Here is a 19,484-nt window from a genome sequence, read left to right on the forward strand (position 1 = left end):
ATAAAGTGTATTAGGGTATCAGTAATATTTCACACTGTTTAGTTACTGAGTTATCCTTTCAATGCTTTTTGCTATTGACGACTTAATATACTGCGTTTATGACTCTGACAATTAAAGCTTGGTAGTTATATAATGCAATGAAATGATTTAAGAGTAATAGCAATAAGTATTATGGAAAATAATCTGTTTTCCGTTCCAAAAAATAGTGTTGCAGATGCTGTCCTTTAGGACGGACAGAGTGGGCCACTGATCAGCAAGCTGAGGAACCCTATGGTTTACTCCTATACCGAGAAAAAACGTATTCGTAAGGATTTTGGCAAACGTCCGCAAGTTTTGGGTGTTCCTTATCTTTTATCTATCCAACTTGACTCGTTCGCTAAATTTATCGAGCAAGATTTAGAAGGTCAGAATGGGCTGGAAGCAGCATTCCGTTCTGTATTTCCAATTCAAAGCTACAGTGGCAATGCTGAATTGCAATATGTTAGCTATCGTCTTGGTGAACCTGTATTTGATGTTAAAGAATGTCAGATCCGTGGTGTCACTTATTCTGCTCCTTTACGGGTTAAGCTACGCCTTGTTATTTACGAGCGTGAAGCACCAGAAGGCACCGTAAAGGATATAAAAGAGCAAGAAGTTTACATGGGTGAAATTCCACTCATGACAGATAATGGTACTTTTATTATCAATGGTACAGAGCGTGTTATTGTCTCTCAATTACATCGCAGCCCTGGTGTATTTTTTGATAGTGATAAAGGTAAAACCCATTCTTCAGGTAAGGTATTATATAATGCACGCATTATTCCTTACCGTGGTTCATGGTTAGATTTTGAATTTGATCCTAAAGATAATCTTTTCGTTCGTATTGATCGCCGTCGTAAATTACCGGCGACCATTATTCTACGTGCGATGGATTATGGTACCGAAGAAATCCTCAATCTCTTTTTTGAGAAAACGATTTTCCAAATCAGTGATAATAAACTGTTGATGACGTTGATACCTGAACGTTTACGTGGTGAAACGGCTTCTTTTGATATTGAAGCCAACGGTAAAGTCTATATTGAAAAGGGCCGCCGTATTACTGCACGTCACATTCGTCAGCTAGAAAAAGACCAAATCAGCAGTATTGAAGTACCTGTTGAGTATATTGCTGGTAAAGTGGTAGCTAAAGATTACATTGATGAAAGTACCGGCGAATTAATCTGTACAGCTAATACAGAGCTTTCTCTGGATATGTTGGCACGTCTAAGTCAAGGCGGTCATAAAACCATTGAGACCTTATTTACTAATGACTTAGATCATGGTGCATATATTTCAGAAACATTGCGTACTGATCCAACAAATGATCGTTTAAGTGCATTAGTTGAAATTTACCGTATGATGCGTCCAGGCGAGCCACCTACTCGCGAAGCGGCAGAAAATCTGTTCGAAAACTTATTTTTTTCTGAAGAACGTTATGATCTTTCCGCTGTAGGGCGCATGAAATTTAATCGCTCACTAGATCGTGAAGCAATTGAAGGCTCAAGCATCTTAAGTAAACAAGATATCATTGATGTAATGAAAAAACTCATTGGTATTCGCAACGGTAAAGGTGAAGTTGATGATATTGACCATTTAGGTAACCGTCGTATTCGTTCGGTTGGCGAAATGGCTGAAAATCAGTTCCGAGTTGGTTTAGTGCGCGTTGAGCGTGCGGTTAAAGAGCGTTTATCATTAGGTGATTTAGATGCATTAATGCCTCAGGACATGATTAACGCGAAGCCGATTTCTGCTGCGGTTAAAGAGTTTTTTGGTTCCAGCCAATTATCGCAGTTTATGGATCAGAATAACCCACTGTCTGAAATCACACATAAACGTCGTATTTCAGCATTAGGGCCAGCTGGATTAACACGTGAACGAGCTGGCTTTGAAGTTCGTGACGTACATCCAACGCACTACGGACGTGTATGTCCAATTGAAACACCTGAAGGACCGAATATCGGTTTGATTAACTCATTGTCTGTCTATGCACAAACCAATGAGTATGGTTTTTTGGAAACACCTTATCGTTTGGTACGAGATGGTATCGTTACTGATGAAATTCATTATTTGTCAGCGATTGAAGAAGGTAACTACATCATTGCTCAGGCGAATACTGTTTTAGATGATGATGGTCGGTTTGTTGAAGAATTAATCACTTGCCGTAATAAAGGTGAATCCAGTTTATTCAGCCAAGATCAGGTGGAATATATGGACGTTTCAACCCAGCAGGTTGTTTCTGTTGGTGCTTCATTAATTCCATTCCTTGAGCATGATGACGCAAACCGTGCATTGATGGGTGCGAACATGCAACGTCAGGCGGTACCGACGTTACGCTCAGATAAACCATTGGTTGGAACGGGTATGGAGCGTGCCGTTGCTGTTGACTCTGGAGTAACAGCGGTAGCTAAACGTGGTGGTACCGTTCAGTATGTTGACGCTTCACGTATTGTTATCAAAGTTAATGAAGATGAAATGTATCCTGGTGAAGCCGGCATTGACATCTATAATCTGACTAAATATACGCGTTCTAATCAGAACACTTGTATTAATCAAATGCCATGTGTTTCGCTCGGTGAACCGATTGAACGCGGTGATGTTTTGGCTGATGGACCATCGACTGATTTAGGTGAATTGGCGCTTGGTCAAAATATGCGCGTGGCGTTCATGCCCTGGAATGGTTACAACTTTGAAGATTCTATTTTGGTATCTGAACGAGTGGTACAGGAAGATCGTTTTACCACCATTCATATTCAGGAATTAGCTTGTGTATCACGTGATACTAAGTTAGGGCCAGAAGAGATTACGGCAGATATTCCTAACGTAGGTGAAGCTGCATTATCCAAATTGGATGAATCAGGTATTGTTTATATCGGTGCTGAAGTAACGGGCGGCGACATTCTGGTTGGTAAGGTAACACCGAAAGGTGAAACGCAATTAACGCCAGAAGAGAAATTGTTGCGCGCCATTTTTGGTGAAAAAGCTTCTGATGTTAAAGATTCTTCACTGCGGGTACCAAATGGGGTATCAGGAACGGTTATTGATGTACAAGTCTTTACCCGTGATGGCGTAGAGAAAGATAAACGTGCGTTAGAAATCGAAGAAATGCAGCTTCGTGATGCGAAGAAAGACTTAACTGAAGAGTTGCGTATCTTTGAATCAGGTCTATTTGCCCGTATCCGAGCAGTACTAACTAATGGCGGTATTGAAGGTGAAAAACTGGATAAATTACCGCGTGAACGTTGGTTAGAATTATCCTTAAAGGATGAAGAAAAACAAAATCAGCTAGAGCAATTAGCTGAGCAGTATGATGAGCTGAAAGCTAAATTTGAGAAGAAGCTAGAGGCTAAACGTCGTAAGATCACTCAAGGTGATGATTTAGCGCCAGGCGTATTGAAAATCGTTAAAGTTTATTTGGCAGTAAAACGCCAAATCCAACCGGGCGATAAAATGGCCGGCCGGCATGGTAACAAAGGTGTTATTTCAAAAATAAACCCTGTTGAAGACATGCCTTACGATGAAAGTGGTAACCCTGTTGATATCGTTTTGAACCCACTGGGCGTACCATCACGTATGAATATTGGTCAAATTCTGGAAACCCATTTGGGGATGGCTGCTAAAGGTATTGGTGATAAAATCAATGCCATGCTGAAACAACAGAGTGAAGTAGCCAAATTGAGAGAATTTATTCAGAAAGCTTATGACTTAGGAGATGATCCTCGTCAAAAAGTTGATCTCAGTACCTTTTCTGATGAACAAGTTCTGCGGTTAGCACATAATTTGAAGAAAGGTATGCCAATTGCGACACCGGTCTTTGATGGTGCAAAAGAAAAGGAAATCAAAGAACTATTGACTTTAGCTGAGTTGCCGACTTCCGGTCAGATTACATTGTATGATGGTCGTACAGGCGAGAAATTTGAACGTCAGGTGACAGTTGGCTATATGTATATGCTAAAACTGAATCATCTTGTTGATGATAAAATGCATGCACGTTCAACAGGCTCCTATAGTCTGGTTACTCAACAACCGTTGGGTGGTAAAGCACAGTTTGGTGGTCAGCGTTTTGGTGAGATGGAAGTTTGGGCTCTGGAAGCATATGGCGCCGCTTACACCTTGCAAGAAATGCTTACCGTTAAATCCGATGATGTGAACGGACGTACTAAGATGTATAAAAACATCGTAGACGGCAACCATCAGATGGAACCAGGGATGCCGGAGTCTTTCAATGTATTATTGAAAGAGATCCGTTCGCTGGGTATTAACATCGAACTGGAAGACGAGTAATAAGTGATGTTGTAAAGCTTAGTCGCGACTAAGCTTTATAAATTGTTACACTGGGTTTAGGAGGAAGTGGTTAAAACCGCTTCCTAGCAGGTTTAACTCCGACAGGAGCCATTCCGTGAAAGACTTATTAAAGTTTCTGAAAGCACAGACTAAAACAGAAGAGTTTGATGCGATCAAGATTGCTCTGGCCTCTCCAGATATGATCCGTTCATGGTCATTTGGTGAAGTGAAAAAGCCAGAAACTATTAACTACCGTACGTTCAAACCTGAGCGTGATGGTCTTTTCTGTGCACGTATTTTCGGGCCAGTTAAAGATTATGAATGTTTGTGTGGTAAATATAAACGATTAAAACACCGAGGTGTGATTTGTGAGAAATGTGGTGTTGAGGTTACTCAGACTAAAGTGCGTCGTGAACGTATGGGTCATATTGAGTTGGCTTCACCAACAGCACATATCTGGTTTTTAAAATCATTACCGTCACGTATTGGTTTGTTACTTGATATGCCTTTGCGTGATATTGAGCGGGTACTCTACTTCGAATCTTATGTTGTGGTCGAAGGGGGTATGACAAGCTTAGAGCGTGGACAAATCTTGACTGAAGAGCAATATCTTGATGCTTTGGAAGAGTTTGGTGATGAATTTGACGCTAAAATGGGTGCAGAAGCTATCCAATCTTTGCTAAAAAATCTCGATTTGGAGCAAGAGTGTGAAGTACTACGTGAAGAGTTAAATACAACTAACTCTGAAACTAAGCGGAAGAAATTGACTAAGCGTATCAAACTGCTAGAAGCGTTTATTCAGTCTGGTAATAAGCCTGAGTGGATGATCCTGAATGTACTACCGGTATTACCGCCGGATTTGCGTCCGCTTGTTCCGCTAGATGGTGGTCGCTTTGCAACTTCTGATTTAAATGATTTATATCGTCGCGTTATTAACCGTAACAATCGTTTAAAGCGTCTATTGGATTTGGCTGCGCCTGATATCATTGTACGTAATGAAAAACGAATGCTACAAGAAGCGGTTGACGCACTGCTGGATAATGGACGTCGTGGACGTGCGATTACTGGTTCGAATAAACGTCCGCTGAAATCTTTGGCCGATATGATCAAAGGTAAGCAAGGTCGTTTCCGTCAGAACTTACTGGGTAAGCGAGTTGATTACTCAGGTCGTTCTGTTATCACGGTTGGTCCTTATCTTCGCCTGCACCAATGTGGTTTGCCGAAGAGAATGGCATTAGAATTATTTAAGCCATTTATTTATGGTAAATTGGAATTACGTGGATTAGCGACAACGATCAAAGCAGCCAAGAAGATGGTTGAGCGTGAAGAAGCTGTCGTCTGGGATATTCTCGATGAAGTGATTCGTGAACATCCGGTGATGCTAAACCGTGCTCCAACGCTGCATCGTCTTGGTATTCAGGCGTTTGAGCCTATTTTGATTGAAGGTAAAGCAATCCAATTACACCCACTTGTGTGTGCTGCTTATAACGCTGACTTTGACGGTGACCAGATGGCTGTTCACGTCCCGTTAACTTTAGAAGCGCAGTTAGAAGCGCGTGCCTTAATGATGTCGACAAATAATATTTTGTCGCCAGCCAGTGGTGAACCTATCATAGTACCTTCTCAAGACGTGGTACTTGGTTTGTACTATATGACACGTGATTGTGTAAATGCTGAAGGTGAAGGCATGGTATTGTCTGGCCCGAAAGAAGCTGAGCGGGTTTACCGTGCAGGCTTAGCATCATTACATGCTCGCGTTAAAGTCCGTATTACAGAAGAAGTCCGTGATGGTGAAGGTAATGTTGAGGTTGCAACTCAGTTAGTTGATACCACAATTGGTCGCGCTATCTTATGGATGATTGTACCTAAAGGCCTGCCATACTCATTGGTTAATCAGCCGTTGGGTAAAAAAGCAATTTCTAAAATGCTTAATACTTGTTACCGTGTTTTAGGTTTAAAACCAACCGTTATCTTTGCCGACCAGATCATGTACACCGGTTTTGCTTATGCAGCTCGTTCTGGTGCTTCTGTTGGTATTGATGATATGGTAATACCGGAGAAGAAAGCCAGTATTATTGCTGAAGCTGAAGCTGAGGTTGCTGAAATTCAAGAACAGTTCCAATCAGGTCTGGTTACTGCGGGCGAACGTTATAACAAAGTTATTGACATTTGGGCTGCGGCTAATGAGCGTGTCGCAAAAGCGATGATGGAGAATTTATCCACAGAAACCGTTGTTAACCGTGATGGCCAAGACGAACAACAAGTTTCGTTTAACAGCATCTTTATGATGGCTGACTCTGGAGCACGTGGTTCTGCCGCACAGATCCGTCAGTTAGCGGGTATGCGTGGTTTGATGGCGAAGCCGGATGGTTCAATTATCGAGACACCGATCACCGCTAACTTCCGTGAAGGTTTGAACGTATTACAATACTTCATTTCAACTCACGGTGCACGTAAAGGTCTAGCCGATACCGCCTTGAAGACAGCAAACTCAGGTTATTTAACCCGTCGTTTAGTTGATGTTTCACAAGATCTGGTTGTCACTGAGGATGATTGTGGTACCCACGACGGTATTTTAATGACACCAGTTATTGAAGGTGGTGACGTTAAAGAACCTTTACGCGAACGTGTCTTGGGTCGAGTCACCGCGGAAGATATATTAGTACCTGGTACAGCGGACATTTTAATACCGCGTAACGCCTTATTAAGTGAAAAATGGTGTGATGAACTGGAAGCTAACTCTGTTGATAGCGTAAAAGTACGCTCTGTTGTAAGTTGTGAAACTGACTTCGGTGTTTGTGCGAAATGTTATGGACATGATTTAGCGCGGGGTCATATCATCAATAAAGGTGAAGCTGTTGGTGTTATTGCTGCTCAATCAATCGGTGAGCCTGGCACACAGTTAACAATGCGTACATTCCATATTGGTGGTGCGGCATCACGTGCTGCTGCGGAATCGAGTATTCAGGTACGTAACAAAGGTAATATCAAACTAGTTAATGCTAAGTTTGTAAAAAACTCTGAAGGTCACTTGGTTATCACTTCTCGTAATACAGAATTGCGAGTGGTAGATGAATTTGGTCGAACCAAAGAAAGCTATAAAGTTCCTTACGGTGCACACCTGAATAAAGGTGATGGCGTTAATGGTGGTGAAACCGTTGCTAACTGGGATCCACATACCATGCCGGTTATCAGTGAAGTTGCGGGTATTATTCGTTTCTCTGATATGGCAGATGGACAATCTATTATACGTCAGACAGATGAACTAACGGGTTTATCATCAATTGTTGTGCTCGATACAGCTGAGCGTACTGCGGGTAGTAAAGATTTGCGTCCTGCATTGCGTGTTGCTGATGCGAAAGGCAATGATGTATTAATTCCGGGTACTGATATGCCAGCGCAATATTTCTTGCCTGGTAAAGCGATTGTTCAATTGGATGATGGTGCAACAATTAATATTGGTGATACCTTAGCTCGTATTCCACAAGAATCGGGCGGTACTAAGGATATTACTGGTGGTTTACCACGGGTTGCTGATCTATTCGAAGCACGTCGACCAAAAGAGCCGGCTATTTTGGCTGAAATTAGCGGTATTATTTCTTTTGGTAAGGAAACTAAAGGTAAGCGTCGCCTAGTTATCACACCGATAGATGGTGATGATGCATACGAAGAAATGATCCCTAAATGGCGTCAGCTTAATGTCTTTGAAGGTGAGCGAGTTGAGCGTGGTGATGTGATTTCTGATGGCCCGGAATCACCGCATGATATTTTACGTTTGCGTGGAGCGCATGCTGTTGCTCGTTATATCACCAATGAAGTCCAGGAAGTTTATCGTCTACAAGGCGTTAAAATTAACGATAAGCATATTGAAGTTATCGTTCGTCAGATGTTACGTAAAGTCACAATTGTTGATGCTGGTAGCTCTGAATTCTTGGAAGGTGAACAAATAGAGTATGCACGCGTTAAAGTAGCTAATCGTAAATTAGAGCAAGATGGAAAAGTGCCTGCTACCTTCAGTCGTGATCTGTTAGGTATTACCAAAGCGTCTCTGGCGACAGAGTCCTTTATCTCAGCAGCGTCATTCCAGGAAACAACACGTGTGCTTACCGAAGCTGCGGTGGCTGGAAAACGTGATGAACTTCGTGGTTTGAAGGAGAACGTCATTGTTGGCCGTCTAATTCCTGCCGGTACAGGCTATGCATATCATCAAGATCGGATGCGTCGTCGTCATATGGTTAATGAACCTGTTGAATCATCACAAGTTAGCGCTGATGGGGCAACGGCTAATTTGGCAGAATTGCTAAATGCGGGTTTTGGTAACCGAGACCATGAATAATGCAGCTTGATCTGTAAAAAATGCCCTCATAACGAGGGCATTTTTATAGCTATATTATGGAGAAAATTAAATAATGACACGCTGTCGTTTTATTACTTTATATATATTGAGTATTTTTATTTCTTTTTTTCTCAGTTTTCCACTTTATGCGGAAAACAGCATGGTTCCATTGTTAGAAAAACGTCTTGATGTTGATCTCAACAAACCAATGAAAGTTAGCCAGGATAGTGTGATTTATGCGGTAGTGGGAGGAAAAATACGGCCAGCTGGTTGGTTATTGAAAAATTCGGTTTTACTTATGCAACAGGCGAAAAATAATTTTTACCGTTTTCATTTTGGTAATAGTGTTGGCTATATTACTCAGCAACAAGCTTTTGAGGCAAAAAAAAATCAGTTTCCGGCGGATACTTTAAAACAATTAGATCAGCCAGTTTATGACTATTTAGTGAACAATGAAAAAACGCCTATCTATGAAAATGCAGATGAGAAAAGCACGGTTATTGGTTTTCTGTCCGCCAATTTACGTTATCCAGTACTAAGTCGAATAGCGAAGAAAGTTGAGTTTGACTCATCATCCATGAGCTCTTGGTTTATTATTGATCTTGGTGGTAGACTGGCTTTTATTAATGGTCAAGATGTTTCATTAGATAAAGGGATCCCAATTCTCACCTATCATCATTTACTTCCTGATAATGAAAATAAATTATTTCGCCATACTTCAACAACTACTTCGGTAACAGCTTTTAAAGCTCAAATGGATTACTTAAAACAAGCGGGTTATCAGACAATTACCTTGGATGAAGTTGATGGTTATTTAAAGAAAAAAATTAATTTACCGGGTAAGGTAGTCAGTATAACTTTTGATAATGGCTTAAAATCGGTTTATCGCTATGCTTATCCAATCTTGAAAGCGCATGCGCAGCTGGCAACGCTTTTTGTTATCTCCTCGCGGATTAAATTTCATGATCAAAAATGGGATCCGAATGGTTTACAATTTATGAGTAGACATGAGTTGAAAAACAGTCGCGATGTCTTTGATATTCAATCTCACTCCCATTTTCTACATAGATTAGATAATAAAAATCAACCAATTATTTTTAGCCGATCTTATCGTACAGTAAAACTTGATTTTGCCCATTCTCGTCGTGTATTAGCGCCATTTAATCCCTTTCAACGTTACTTGGCATATCCTTTTGGTGCCTATAATGGACAGGTCATGGATGCGGCAAAAGCTGCTGGAATGATGTTGGCACTGACGACTATTCAAGGTAAAGTGAAACTGGGTGATAATCCGTATGCCTTGAAACGATTATATGCCTTGCGGAATGATCCAATGGAAAAATTTGCCCAAATGGTGGGCAATGGCGAGCAACAAATTATTAATAAAGACATTATTGTTGATCAATAAAGACTCATTATGTAGGTATCACTATAGGTAAGATCATAGCTAGGCAAATTTTTATTCTATTTAGTTGCTAGAAAAAAGGAATTAAAAATTAACCATTTGATCGAGTAGACCCGCTATCACCACCGATTAAGGTGGTGTTTTACTAACGGCCTAAATGGTGATCCCAATCTTTCCAGACGGGTTGGAGTCCAGCATTGATAATAACCTTAGCCATGGTTTCAGCGCTGCGATTATCATAGACAGTAAATTGCTCCAGTGCTTGATGATTATCAGCATAACCACCGGGTTGAGTCTTTGAACCAGCGCTAAGGGTATTGATAACCAGTGGAATAATATTATCACGGAAAAAAGGAGATTCACGGGTTGATAATGAAAGCTCAACTTCGGGTGCCAATAAACGGAAAGCGCAAATTAATTGAATTAATTCTGCTTCGTGGATGGTTGATGCTGGCTGAATACCCCCTATACAAGCGCGTATTCGGGGGAAAGAAATAGAGTAACGGCTTTTCCAATATTTTTTTGCAGATAAGATAGATGATTTGCGACGAGATAATAGTCAACTCGCCAATTATCGGATAATTCGATTAGTGCACCTAAGCCGATTTTATCAATACCGGCCTGGCCAAGGCGATCCGGTGTTTCTAGACGCCAAAAAAAATCTTGTTTTTTCCCCCGTAAATGGTGCTGCTGATAAGTTGGTTGATGATAAGTTTCCTGGTAAACCAGTACACCATCTAAGCCAATTTCTTTCAGTTCCCTATATTCTGTAATTGTTAATGGCTGAACCTCCATCAATAGCGTACTGAAATATTTTTTAATTAATGGAATATATTGGCGAAAATAATTCATCCCCACTTTGCTTGGATGTTCACCGGTTACCAGCAAGAGATTATTATATCCAATGGAACGTAGCGCTTCGCATTCTGCAATAATTTCTGTTTCGTGAAGTGTTTTTCGTTTGATTGGGTTGTGCATGGAAAAACCACAATAAGTACAATTATTAGCACACAGGTTAGACAGGTAGAGCGGTACATAAAGACCAACAGTATTGCCAAAGCGCTGGCGGGTTAATTTTTGCGCTTTTTGAGCGATAACTTCCAGATAGGGATAGGCAGCGGGTGAAATGAGAGCCATAAAATCATTCAGGGACGGTCTGTCTGAGCAAATCGCTTTTTCAACCTCTTGAGCCGATTTGCTATTAATTTGTATCGCTAGTTGCTGCCAATCAAGTTGCTGATAAATTTCAGTAAAAGCCGTCATTATTGAAATGCCTCGAGGAATTGAGTTAAAGGGCTAGTGGATGCCGCTTGATGCTGCTGCGCCGCGAGTCCAGCCGCTTGTACTATCTCACCTGCTTCAGTGGCAATGCGAAAAGCGTGAGCCATTGCAACAGGATCATTAGCAACGGCAATGGCGGTATTTACCAGTACAGCATCGGCTCCCATCTCCAAAGCGGCTAATGCATGACTGGGTGCTCCGAGCCCTGCATCGACAACAACTGGGATCGAGGCTTGTTCAACAATAATTTGTAGAAAATCGTAGGTAATTAATCCTTTATTGGTACCGATAGGTGCGCCAAGCGGCATCACAGCGGCGCAACCTACCTCCTCTAAACGCCGACACAAGACAGGATCGGCACTACAATAAGGTAAAACAATAAAACCTTCTTTTACCAATAGTTCAGCCGCTTTTAACGTCTCAATCGGATCGGGTAATAAGTATTTTGTATCGGGGTGGATCTCAAGTTTTATCCAGTTTGTGGCTAAGGCTTCACGCGCTAGACGAGCGGCAAATAGAGCTTCTTGGGCATTTTTAGCACCAGAAGTATTAGGTAATAATTTGACGCCGATTTTTTGTAATGGCGCTAAAATATCATCATTTTTATTTATTAAATCAAGCCTCTTCATCGCCATGGTGACTAACTGACTGCCAGAAGCTTGTATAGCTTGGGTCATCAATGATGAATTAGCGAATTTTCCGCTACCAATAAATAAACGTGATTGAAAAACAGTATCAGCAATTTTTAACATAAATTAGCCTCCGGCAATGGCCTGGAATAACAGGATCTTATCTTGGTGGTTAATATAGTGATGGTTCCAATCTTCACGGGGAATAATGATCTGATTAATTGCTATTGCAATACCTGATGCGTTAAGTTTCAGATGATCAAATAATTGGCTGATTGTGATTGCACTATTAAGTTCGATCAGTCGATCATTTAGCATAATGTGCATATTTATCTCCTGGTTCCACAAACTAAACAGCTTTTTGCTTTGCTAAGTTGCAAGGTATGCCAATTGTGTTGTTTACCATCGAATAATTTCAGTTTTCCATTGAGAGAAGAAGGTAAATTGATTAATAATTTAATCGCCTCTAAGGCTTGCAGAGTGCCGATAACGCCAACAATCGGTCCGACAACTCCTGCTGTGCGGCAGTTTTGATAGGGTTCATTGGTATCAGGATAAAGGCAAGCATAGCAGCCTTGGTTATAGGGAGGTTCAAGCACTAACAGTTGACCATTGAACCCTACTGCACTACCACTAATGAGTGGTTTTTTTCTGCCACGCAAGCTGCATTAATTGCCTGGCGGGTTGACATATTATCAGTACAATCCAATACCAGATCAGTATTGCGGACAAGTGGACGGAGAGAATGATAATGTTGTTTGGTGTTAAATGTTTTCACCTTGATTTGTGGATTGAGCTGATTAAACTGTTTTGCTGCTAATGTGACTTTAAGCTGAGAAACATCCTGCGTATGGTAAAGAATTTGTCGTTGCAGGTTGGAAATATGTAGCTTATCGTTATCGGCCAACCAGAGTTCGCCGACACCGGCCGCCGCTAAATAAAGTGCCGCCGGTGAACCCAGTCCCCCCAATCCCACAATAAGCACTTTGCTCATTGTTAATTTTTGTTGTCCTTTATTACCGATTTCTTCAAGTAATAGCTGACGGCTATAGCGCATAAAAATAGCATCATCAAGCATCGATCATTTCCTTACCTTCGATGAGATAGAGTAACTGAGCAACAACTTTACGCCAGTTAGTCGATTTGATGATCGCACTAACCATAGCAATACCCCCGACGCCAGTTGCAAGCACTGCGGGAACACACGCTAAAGAGATACCGCCTATTGCAATAGTGGCATAATCTGGTGTGTCATTAACCTGCTGTTTTAGGGTTACTAAACCTTGCGGTGATGAGGACATTAATTTTGTAGTAGTAGGAAAAATATGTCCTAATGCAATATAAGAGGGTTTTAACTGCTTTGCTCTGATGAGTTCTTGTTGATTATGGGTCGAAATTCCTAGGCGTAATCCCGCTTTTTGTAGGCGATTCAGATCAGCGAAATTAATATCCTCTTGCCCTAAATGGACGCCATAGGCGCCATGTTTTATGGCTAATTGCCAATAGTCATTAATAAATAGGCGAGCTTGATATTGCTGGCCTAGCATAATTGCCTGATTAATATCTTGTTCGAGGTTACTGGCTAATCGATCTTTGATCCTTAATTGAATAGTGGTAACACCGACGCTAAGCAAGCGCCTTATCCACTCGACGGAATCAACCACTGGATACAAGCCAAGTTTATGCTCCGTAGTTGCAAATGCGTGATCAGGCCATTTTGTCATCGGAAATCGTCTCCATATCGTGGTATAGCTCACTACCGTGGGCGCGAAATGTTACCGACATCTGTGCCATTTGAGCTGCATGCTTACGGACTTCTTGTGAAATTTTCATGGAGCAAAATTTAGGCCCACACATTGAGCAAAAATGGGCGACTTTACCAGCGGCTTGCGGTAGTGTTTCATCATGGTAGGCACGTGCGGTTGTAGGATCGAGAGCCAGATTAAATTGGTCTTCCCAACGAAACTCAAATCTGGCTTTGGATAAGGCGTTATCACGAATTTGAGCCCCCAGGGTGGCCTTTAGCCAAATCAGCGGCATGGGCAGCAATTTTATAGGTAATAAGTCCTTGTTTTACATCTTCTTTATTAGGTAAACCCAAGTGCTCTTTTGGAGTAACATAACAGAGCATGGCACAGCCAAACCAACCAATTAAAGCCGCACCGATACCAGAGGTAAAGTGATCATAACCTGGTGCGATGTCGGTGGTTAAAGGCCCTAAGGTATAGAATGGCGCTTCATGGCAATGAGTTAATTCTTCCGTCATATTGCGGCGGATCATTTGCATTGGGATATGACCAGGGCCTTCTATCATAACTTGAACATCATATTGCCAGGCTACCTTGGTTAATTCGCCTAATGTATATAGTTCAGCAAATTGCGCTTCATCATTAGCGTCTTGTAAGGAGCCAGGTCGTAATCCATCGCCAAGGGACAAAGAGACATCATAAGCAGCACAGATTGCACAGATTTCGTCGAAATGGGTATACAAAAAATTTTCTTGATGATGTGACAAGCATCATTTGGCCATAATAGAGCCACCGCGAGAAACAATACCCGTCAATCGATTAGCAGTCATTGGTATATAGCGTAGTAAGACACCGGCGTGGATGGTAAAGTAGTCTACGCCTTGTTCGGCCTGTTCAAGTAAGGTGTCGCGAAATATTTCCCAGCTCAAATTTTCTGCAACGCCATTGACTTTTTCTAGTGCTTGATAAATTGGCACTGTACCAATAGGAACTGGGCTATTACGTAAGATCCATTCTCTCGTTTCATGGATATAGCGGCCTGTCGATAAATCCATCACGGTGTCAGCTCCCCAGTGAGTCGCCCAGATTAGTTTTTCAATTTCTTCTTCAATCGATGAAGTTACTGAGGAATTACCGATATTAGCATTGACTTTCACCAAAAAATTTCGACCAATGATCATCGGCTCGGATTCAGGATGGTTAATATTGGCTGGAATAATGGCACGTCCAGCGGCAACTTCTTGTCGAACAAATTCAGGGGTAATATTGTTTGGCAGGTTAGCATTAAAGCTTTGGCCTGGGTGCTGTTGAGTTAATATTTTACTATTGATACGCTCGCGTCCCATATTTTCGCGGATCGCAATAAATTCCATTTCAGGTGTGATTATCCCTTGACGGGCATAGTGCAACTGCGTGACTGTTTTTCCGGTTTTGGCTTTTAATGGTTGTGGTCGGTGATTGAAGCGAAGATGATTCAATCCTGCATCAGTCAGTCGTTGTTGGGTAAAATAAGAGCTTGGTTTTTTAACTAACTCAGTATCATTGCGATCGAGGATCCAGTATTGGCGGCATTTTTTTAAACCCTCCTTAATATTTACAGTTACATCAGCATCGCCATAGGCGCCAGAAGTATCATAGACAGGTATTGCCTCATTCTCTACAAACAAGGGTTTATCTTTTGTACCGCCAACCAAGGTCGGTGAAAGCTGAATTTCACGCATAGGAACTTGGGTATTATAGTGATAACCTGTTAAATAGATCCGTTTTGAATTGGGAAAGTTGATATTTTGTAGCTTATCAAGAAAACGTTGTGCCGCTTCACGTTGTGCTTTTCGTGGCGAAGTGGTATTGGTTTTAACGGTAATATCGCTGGTTGCAATAATATTTTTCAACATAGCAAATTCCTATAATCATTACAAATGGTTCACGTAAGAGAGAAATTGCTTGTCTGGAGCTCGGTGAGAGTAATAGTATAATAATTGCGCTGTTTACTTTTGATAAGTCAAAATCGCAGGTTGATTACTCTTGTTCCCTTCGCAGGTATTAGCCTGATCAGGTTCCGCGGATCCCGAATTAACGGTCTCAGCCTGTAGGTATTATTAAACCGACTAGGCACTCCGACAAGATGATATCAGTATATAAGAGAGATAATGAAAACTGCAATGGATAACTTCTTCATCAAACAACTGTTAATCAAAATAGACACTTGATATTGATGAATAAGGCATATTTTCAAAATTCACTAATCAATAAAATATAGAAGAATTGAGCTATATGATTAGAAAAAAGTTAACAGGAACAGAAACAGGCTGGTGGGTGGTTAGTTCTGGTGGTCGAATTTGGTTGCCAAATGGTGATTTACCGAAAGGTTCCGCCCAATTTTGGTCGCTAACAGGAAAAGAGGCACTCCCTATTGGTGAATGGCAAGCGGAAACGATTTGGTTAATTATAGTAAAATCACCAACGGATATGTGTTCGCCGCGATGGATTGCCAGTCAAGATGAGGGGCTATTTAAACTAGTTGGACGCGGTATTCAACTGGCAGAGTTTTATCGTTCGCACCATTATTGCGGTTATTGCGGCAACAAAATGACAGCCAGCTTAACCGAATGGGCATGCTTGTGTAGTCATTGTCATGAGCGCTATTATCCGCAAATTGCGCCCTGTATTATTGTTGCTATTCGGCGTGCTGATCATATCTTATTGGCTCAACATCGGCGTCATAAAAAAAAGCCAATATTTACTGTATTAGCAGGATTTGTTGAACTAGGTGAGACTATTGAAGAAGCGGTGAAAAGAGAAGTAAAAGAAGAGAGTAATATTATCATTAGTAACATTCGCTATATTGCTTCACAGCCATGGCCTTTTCCTCATTCATTAATGATCGGTTTTCTGGCTGATTATGCCAGTGGTGAAATCCAGGCTAATCCTGATGAGTTAATTAGCGCGGACTGGTATCATCATGATAAATTACCGCTTATACCGCCTCCTGATACCATAGCTCGCCGTTTAATTGAAGATACACTGGCTTTATGTCGGCAAGAAAATGATAACTTATACAAATAATATTAATCACGCTATATCTAAGTTGTTGCTGATTTAAGCAACAAGAAAAAGGCAAATACACGATGATAAATGGCAATTTCTAATTGCCATTTAATGGAGCTAATGATGTCTGCATTAACAAACGATCGCTACTTACGTGCGCTATTACGGCAGCCAGTTGATAAAACCCCAGTATGGATGATGCGCCAGACCGGTCGTTATTTACCGGAGTATCGAAAAATTCGTCAGCAAGCCGGTGATTTTCTTTCATTGTGCAAAAATACCGAGTTAGCCTGTGAAGTGACATTACAACCGCTACATCGTTTTCCATTAGATGCGGCGATCCTGTTTTCAGATATTCTTACTATTCCTGATGCGATGGGCTTAGGTCTTTATTTTTCAGCCGGAGAAGGGCCTATGTTTCAGCGTCCAATTGATTGTGTGGCTGATATAGAGAAACTGCCAATTCCTGATCCTGAACAAGAATTGGTTTACGTAATGAATGCTGTACGCGCTATCCGCAAGGCGTTACAAGGAAAAGTGCCATTAATCGGTTTTTCTGGTAGTCCATGGACATTGGCAACTTATATGGTCGAAGGGCGAAGTAGTAAGGCTTTCACCCATATTAAGAAGATGATGTATACGGAGCCAAAAGCGTTACATTTATTATTGGATAAGTTGGCCCAAAGTGTCATTCTTTATCTAAATGCTCAGATTCGGGCTGGTGCTCAATCGGTGATGATTTTTGATACTTGGGGTGGTGTATTAACCGGTCCTGATTACCATCAATTTTCTTTACATTACATGCATCAGATCATTGATGGTCTACAGCGAGAACATGAAGGGCGTAAAGTCCCGGTGACCTTATTTACTAAAGGCGGTGGCCAATGGTTAGAGGCAATGGCTGCGACCGGTTGTGACGCGTTAGGGATCGACTGGATAACAGATATTGAAGAGGCTCGTTCTCGTGTAGGAGATAAGGTTGCATTACAGGGAAACATGGATCCTTCTATATTATATGCATCAAAAGAACGTATCGAGTTTGAGGTTAAAACAATTTTAAAGCAATTCGGTCAGGGCAGTGGCCATGTTTTTAATTTAGGTCATGGCATTCACCAGGATATTCCACCTGAGCATGTTAAAAATTTTATTAATTCAGTACACAAATTATCAGAGCAATATCATCAATAAGTAAGGTTTATCCAAACAAAGAAAATGCCGATAAATAATAATTGTTATATTTTTTTATTTATTATTAAATCTAAATTAAATATTTACAATTATTTAAATATATTTTTTTAAATTTTGTGTTATAAAACAAATAATAAAATATATTTATATAAAAATTTTTTAAGTAAAAATAAATATGATTGATACCAAATTATTACGTCAGGAACAGACCACAAAAGCTAAACAAATTATTCTTACGGATAATTTTGCTACCCCTAATCTTATTGCTGGTGCTGATGTTGGATTTGAAGAAAAAGGTACCATAACCCGAGCCGCAATGGTTGTTATGCACTGGCCTTCACTTGCTATTGTTGAATATCATATTGCCCGTATACCGACTGAATTTCCTTATATTCCAGGTTTACTCTCTTTTCGAGAGTATCCTGCACTACTGGCGGTTTGGGAAAAACTGCAACATAAACCCGATCTTATTATGGTTGATGGCCAAGGAATTGCCCATCCTCGTCGTTTTGGAGTAGCTAGTCATTTGGGTCTTTTATTAGATATTCCAACGATTGGTATAGCAAAAAGTCGTCTATGTGGTCACCATGAAGCTTTAGATGAAATAGTGGAAAGCTGCCAACCATTGAATGATAATAATGAGCAAATTGGTTGGGTGTTTCGTAGTAAAAAAAGATGTAAACCACTTTATATCTCACCTGGCCATAAAATCAGTTTAGATGCTTCACTATTATGGGTTAAGCATTGTATTAAAGGTTATCGTTTACCTGAACCTACTCGTTGGGCTGATGGAATCGCTTCTAATAGAGCGTTTTTTAATCGAATGAAACAGAATTTGGCATAATTAAAGTTAAAATATGTGGAACCTGTTGATTTTCAGGTAAACTTCGGCGTAAAAGGTAAGTGAGTAGAAATTTGATGTTAAGAAACCCAATTCATTTGCGGTTGGCAAAATTAGATAGTTGGCGGCATATTACTTTCATGGCCTGTTTATGTGAGCGTATGTATCCTAATTATCAATTGTTTTGTAAACAAACGAGCTTTTTAAATCCAATACGTTATCGTATTATTTTAGATTTAATCTGGGAATCACTGATTATTAAAGATAGTAAAATTGATTTTGATAATCAGTTGGAAAAGTTAGAGGAAGTTATTCCCGTCGCAAATGATTTTGATATATACGGAGTTCATCCTGCTATTGATGCATGTATTGCGTTAAGTGAAATAATTCATTCTTACTTAAGTGGGGAAACATTAGAAAGTGCTATTGAAGTAAGTAAAATTTCGATTCGAACTATCGCAATGTTTGAGATGACTCAGACAGGTAAAGAGATGTCTGATGAAGAACTGAAAGAATTGCTTACCATTGAAGAAGAATGGGATATTCAATGGGAGATTTACCGTTTACTTGCCGCTTGTGAAGAGCGGGATGTAGCGCTGATTAAAGGATTAAAATCCGAACTCCGTGAAGTATACTATGCTCTACAGTGAAGGTGGAGAGGAGTACTTTCGGGACGTATATTAAGAATTAATAGGTTCTACATATCCAA

At 40.7% G+C, this 19,484-nt stretch carries 10 protein-coding genes, 3 pseudogenes and 1 riboswitch; of the genes and pseudogenes, 7 read left to right on the forward strand and 6 right to left on the reverse strand.

What is annotated here, in order from left to right; genetic code table 11:
• The first annotated feature begins 270 nt into the window (after positions 1–270).
• The 3 genes from rpoB (at position 271) to AACL31_RS05510 (ending at position 10,043) form a co-directional block, all read left to right on the forward strand.
• A complete protein-coding gene (gene rpoB / locus AACL31_RS05500) occupies positions 271–4,299 on the forward strand; it encodes a DNA-directed RNA polymerase subunit beta (RefSeq protein WP_310512556.1) in 4,029 nt (1,342 codons plus the stop codon).
• 115 nt (positions 4,300–4,414) lie between these two features.
• Positions 4,415–8,635, forward strand: a complete 4,221-nt coding sequence (gene rpoC, locus AACL31_RS05505) for a DNA-directed RNA polymerase subunit beta' (RefSeq protein ID WP_310512557.1) — start codon at positions 4,415–4,417, stop codon at positions 8,633–8,635.
• Positions 8,636–8,708: 73 nt separating this feature from the next.
• A complete protein-coding gene (locus tag AACL31_RS05510) occupies positions 8,709–10,043 on the forward strand; it encodes a polysaccharide deacetylase family protein (RefSeq protein WP_310512558.1) in 1,335 nt (444 codons plus the stop codon).
• A gap of 142 nt (positions 10,044–10,185) precedes the next feature.
• Here the strand turns inward: AACL31_RS05510 and thiH are convergent.
• The 6 genes and pseudogenes from thiH to thiC form a co-directional block, all read right to left on the reverse strand.
• Positions 10,186–11,306, reverse strand: a pseudogene (gene thiH, locus AACL31_RS05515) (2-iminoacetate synthase ThiH).
• Positions 11,303–12,073 (reverse strand): thiazole synthase, encoded by a 771-nt coding sequence (locus tag AACL31_RS05520; protein WP_310512559.1) that lies wholly within the window; start codon positions 12,071–12,073, stop codon positions 11,303–11,305. Before AACL31_RS05520 ends, thiH begins: the two are co-directional and overlap by 4 nt.
• A gap of 3 nt (positions 12,074–12,076) precedes the next feature.
• The gene (gene thiS, locus AACL31_RS05525) at positions 12,077–12,277 is read right to left on the reverse strand and encodes a sulfur carrier protein ThiS (protein ID WP_032116426.1); all 201 of its coding nucleotides are present in this window, start codon (positions 12,275–12,277) and stop codon (positions 12,077–12,079) included.
• Between the two features lie 2 nt (positions 12,278–12,279).
• Positions 12,280–13,028 (reverse strand): annotated as a pseudogene (locus AACL31_RS05530) (HesA/MoeB/ThiF family protein).
• A complete protein-coding gene (gene thiE, locus AACL31_RS05535; RefSeq protein ID WP_310512560.1) occupies positions 13,021–13,674 on the reverse strand; it encodes a thiamine phosphate synthase in 654 nt (217 codons plus the stop codon). The pseudogene AACL31_RS05530 and the gene thiE overlap by 8 nt, the downstream one beginning before the upstream one ends.
• Positions 13,658–15,593: pseudogene (thiC, locus tag AACL31_RS05540) on the reverse strand (phosphomethylpyrimidine synthase ThiC). Before thiC ends, thiE begins: the two are co-directional and overlap by 17 nt.
• A gap of 117 nt (positions 15,594–15,710) precedes the next feature.
• A riboswitch (TPP riboswitch) is annotated at positions 15,711–15,828 on the reverse strand.
• 144 nt (positions 15,829–15,972) lie between these two features.
• Between thiC and nudC the strand changes: the two are divergent.
• The 4 genes from nudC to AACL31_RS05560 all read left to right on the forward strand — a co-directional run bounded on the left by nudC (position 15,973) and on the right by AACL31_RS05560 (position 19,425).
• Positions 15,973–16,764 carry an NAD(+) diphosphatase gene (gene nudC, locus AACL31_RS05545; RefSeq protein ID WP_310512561.1) on the forward strand — a complete coding sequence of 264 codons (792 nt, stop codon included), beginning with the start codon at positions 15,973–15,975 and terminating at the stop codon, positions 16,762–16,764.
• 105 nt (positions 16,765–16,869) lie between these two features.
• Positions 16,870–17,934 carry a uroporphyrinogen decarboxylase gene (gene hemE, locus AACL31_RS05550; protein ID WP_310512562.1) on the forward strand — a complete coding sequence of 355 codons (1,065 nt, stop codon included), beginning with the start codon at positions 16,870–16,872 and terminating at the stop codon, positions 17,932–17,934.
• Positions 17,935–18,109: 175 nt separating this feature from the next.
• Positions 18,110–18,778 (forward strand): deoxyribonuclease V, encoded by a 669-nt coding sequence (gene nfi, locus AACL31_RS05555; protein WP_310513239.1) that lies wholly within the window; start codon positions 18,110–18,112, stop codon positions 18,776–18,778.
• A gap of 74 nt (positions 18,779–18,852) precedes the next feature.
• Complete coding sequence (locus AACL31_RS05560) at positions 18,853–19,425, forward strand: YjaG family protein (RefSeq protein ID WP_339053813.1); 573 nt, start codon at positions 18,853–18,855, stop codon at positions 19,423–19,425.
• The last annotated feature ends 59 nt before the right edge of the window (positions 19,426–19,484 follow it).

The organism is Arsenophonus endosymbiont of Crataerina pallida, from assembly GCF_964020125.1.
Classification (GTDB): domain Bacteria; phylum Pseudomonadota; class Gammaproteobacteria; order Enterobacterales; family Enterobacteriaceae; genus Arsenophonus; species Arsenophonus nilaparvatae.

What these genes read in the sequence shown, in the direction of transcription:
- rpoB (WP_310512556.1), top strand. Translation starts at nt 271, where the DNA reads ATGGTTTACTCCTATACCGAGAAAAAACGTATTCGTAAGGATTTTGGC.
- AACL31_RS05510 (WP_310512558.1), top strand. Translation starts at nt 8,709, where the DNA reads ATGACACGCTGTCGTTTTATTACTTTATATATATTGAGTATTTTTATT.
- AACL31_RS05520 (WP_310512559.1), bottom strand. Translation starts at nt 12,073, where the DNA reads ATGTTAAAAATTGCTGATACTGTTTTTCAATCACGTTTATTTATTGGT.
- thiS (WP_032116426.1), bottom strand. Translation starts at nt 12,277, where the DNA reads ATGCACATTATGCTAAATGATCGACTGATCGAACTTAATAGTGCAATC.
- thiE (WP_310512560.1), bottom strand. Translation starts at nt 13,674, where the DNA reads ATGACAAAATGGCCTGATCACGCATTTGCAACTACGGAGCATAAACTT.
- nudC (WP_310512561.1), top strand. Translation starts at nt 15,973, where the DNA reads ATGATTAGAAAAAAGTTAACAGGAACAGAAACAGGCTGGTGGGTGGTT.
- hemE (WP_310512562.1), top strand. Translation starts at nt 16,870, where the DNA reads ATGTCTGCATTAACAAACGATCGCTACTTACGTGCGCTATTACGGCAG.
- nfi (WP_310513239.1), top strand. Translation starts at nt 18,110, where the DNA reads ATGATTGATACCAAATTATTACGTCAGGAACAGACCACAAAAGCTAAA.
- AACL31_RS05560 (WP_339053813.1), top strand. Translation starts at nt 18,853, where the DNA reads ATGTTAAGAAACCCAATTCATTTGCGGTTGGCAAAATTAGATAGTTGG.